The 2827-nt window shown below is 62.3% G+C and carries 4 protein-coding genes; all 4 read left to right on the top strand.

The window, feature by feature from the left end:
- The first annotated feature begins 105 nt into the window (after positions 1–105).
- The 4 genes from tnpA to HHL08_RS25095 all read left to right on the top strand — a co-directional run bounded on the left by tnpA (position 106) and on the right by HHL08_RS25095 (position 2812).
- Positions 106–480, top strand: coding sequence for an IS66-like element accessory protein TnpA (gene tnpA, locus HHL08_RS25080; RefSeq protein WP_169575565.1), 375 nt, complete (start codon positions 106–108; stop codon positions 478–480).
- Complete coding sequence (gene tnpB / locus HHL08_RS25085) at positions 477–824, top strand: IS66 family insertion sequence element accessory protein TnpB (RefSeq protein WP_169575566.1); 348 nt, start codon at positions 477–479, stop codon at positions 822–824. Before tnpA ends, tnpB begins: the two co-directional genes overlap by 4 nt.
- Positions 825–887: 63 nt before the next feature.
- Entirely contained in the window at positions 888–2516 is a 1629-nt protein-coding gene (gene tnpC, locus HHL08_RS25090; protein ID WP_169575567.1) for an IS66 family transposase, read from the top strand.
- Entirely contained in the window at positions 2516–2812 is a 297-nt protein-coding gene (locus HHL08_RS25095) for a hypothetical protein (RefSeq protein WP_169575568.1), read from the top strand. Before tnpC ends, HHL08_RS25095 begins: the two co-directional genes overlap by 1 nt.
- Positions 2813–2827 lie beyond the last annotated feature (15 nt).

Here is a 2827-nt window from a genome sequence, read left to right on the forward strand (position 1 = left end):
CGTAACCGACCGGTTGAGGCCGCCTGCCTTGCTGTGACGTGAGCGCGTAAGGGACGTCCATAAGGACGTCGATATGGACGTCCTGAGCCAGAGCGAGGGACGGCAGTGGAGATATTGGGCCGGGAACGGCGTCGTCGTTGGAGCAACGCGGAGAAGCTCGATATCGTCGCCGCTGTGGGAGTGAACGGAGAGACGTTAGCGCGCGTCGCGCGACGCTACGATGTGTCGCGAAGCCAGATCTATCAATGGCGCCATCTGTTCAGGAAGCGGGGCTTGCTACCCGCGGGGGACGGACCGACCTTCTTGCCGGTCGATATCGGGGTGCCCATGCTAAGCGCGGAGCCCGTGCTCGATGACCGGGGGGTGGTCTCGCCCTTGATCGTCGAGCTGTGTCTGGCGCAAGGACGGCGGCTTCGCTTCGATGCCGGCATCGAGGCTGCTGCCTTGACCCGGCTTATCCGGTCGGTGGAAGCTGCATGATCGGACCGGGCACCGGCGTAAGGGTCTATCTCGCCTGCGGCGTCACTGACATGCGCAAAGGGATTTCGGGTCTTGCAATGCTGGCCCAGACCGCACTGCGACAGAAGCCGGCCAGTGGTGCCGTATTCGCCTTTCGGGGACGGCGCGGCGACAGGCTGAAGCTGCTTTACTGGGATGGTCAGGGATTTTGCCTCTATTACAAGATCCTGGAGCGCGGCCGTTTTCCCTGGCCCTCTGCGGCTGACGGGGCGGCGCGACTGACATCGGCCCAACTCGCGATGCTGTGGGAAGGGATCGACTGGAGGCGTCCGAACTGGGGTGCGCCGCCGACACGCGCGGGGTAACTTTTCTTCTACGAAAGCGGCTGTTTTGCTAGGCTTTGGGGCCGTTTTCCTGTAGAAAGAGCCATGCTGAACGTGGCATCCGATCTTCCCGAAGACCCGGCCCTCCTCAAGGCGCTGATCGCCCAGTTACAGGCCCAGAACAAGAAGCTGACGACGACACTGCGCGCCCATGACCTGATTGTCCAGGCACTGCGTTTGCAGATCGCCAGGCTCAGGAAGCAGGCTTTCGGCAAATCCTCTGAGAAGATCGAACGCGAGATCGAGCAACTCGAGTTCGCTCTCGAAGACGTGCTTGTTTCGATCGCGCAACAGGACCTCGTGACAAGTGACCAGGACGATTCCGAGGCGCAAGCCGCGGCCGCTTCTGCCGAGACCGCCCCTGGGCCGCGTCCATCTCGGCGCCCACGCGTCTCGGCGGATACGCCGCGCCAACGCCACGAACTTGACCCCGGCAGCACCTGTCCGGAGTGCGGCGGCGAGTTGCGTCTCGTCGGCGAAGACGTGAGCGAGATCCTCGAGATGATCACGGCAAAGCTCCAGGTCATCGAAGTCGCCCGCCCGAAGAAGTCCTGCCGTTGCTGCGAGAAGATGGTCCAGGTGCCAGCCCCGAGCCGACCGATCCCCGGCAGCATGGCTGGAGGAAGTCTCCTGGCTTACGTGCTGATCTCGAAGTTTGACGACCATTTGCCGCTGTACAGGCAGAACGAGATCATCGCGCGCATGGGTGCCGACATCCCACGCAGCACGCTGGCCGATTGGTGTGGTCGCTCGATGCGGATACTGCAGCCGGTGATCGACCGGATCGAGGCCTCGGTCCTGGGCAGCGACATCCTGCACGCCGACGACACACCGATCCGCGTGCTGGCTCCGGAACGACGCGCCAAGGGTATCGGCAAGGGTGTGATGCAAGGCCGGATCTGGGGCTATGTCTGTGATCAGCGGCCTTGGGCCGGCACCGCGCCGCCTGGGGTCGTCTACCGCTATGCGCCCAACTGGAAAGCCGAGCACGTGCTGGCTCACTTGGGCAGCGCAAGCGGTATCCTGCAAGCCGATGCCTACAAAGGCTATGCAAAGCTCTACGAACCCGTCGCGGATGGTGAGCCTCGCTTCCGGGAAGCGGCCTGCTTTGCGCATTGGCGACGCGATTTTCATGACATCTGGACATCGCAAAAATCTGAGATCGCGCACGAGGCGCTCGAGCGTATCGGACAACTCTACGACATCGAGCGCAAGATCGCGGGCCAGCCTGCCGATATCCGCCGGGCAGTACGCCAGGAGCTGAGCCGACCCAAGCTCGACGCTCTGCATAGCTGGGCCGAGAAGCAACTCACCCGTATCTCGGCCAAGGGGGACCTGGCGAAGGCCTTTCGCTACGCCCTGGGGCGCTGGCACGCCTTCAGCCTCTTTATCGACGATGGACGCGTCGCCATCGATAACAACGCTGCCGAGCGGGCCGTCAGGCCCATATGCCTGGGCAAGAAGAACTGGTTATTCGCCGGCTCCGAAACAGGCGCCGAAACCCTCGCCCGCGCCATGACGCTGATCGAAAGCGCCAAAATGAACGGCCTCGATCCACAAGCATACATCACCGACCTGCTCAATCGCATCCACGATCACAAGATCAACAGGATCGACGAGCTGTTACCCTGGAACTGGGTGCCGCTCACCATCCCGCAAGCACTGGCCGTCTGATGGCCGCTGTCACTTCCTTCCTCACCCTCGACTACGTCGCCAGGATACTCGACGAGAACGTGGAGTTGCTGGAAGCCATCATTTCAAACGACGACAACCTCACCTACGGTGCCATTGTCAGCGTCTACACCGGTCCGGACGAGGCCATCACCGCGCTGACCGGTGATGGCGTGAAAGAACTGACGGACATGCTCAGCGATGGACGTCTCACGACCAAGGCCTGGCACCAATTCCTCGATGACTTTATCGACGATCCCGAACTCGCCGCGCGCTTCAAGGCCCATAAGCCGCGGTAACAATCGGACGGTTAC

The sequence above is a fragment of the Sphingobium psychrophilum genome, from assembly GCF_012927105.1.
Taxonomy (GTDB): domain Bacteria; phylum Pseudomonadota; class Alphaproteobacteria; order Sphingomonadales; family Sphingomonadaceae; genus Sphingobium; species Sphingobium psychrophilum.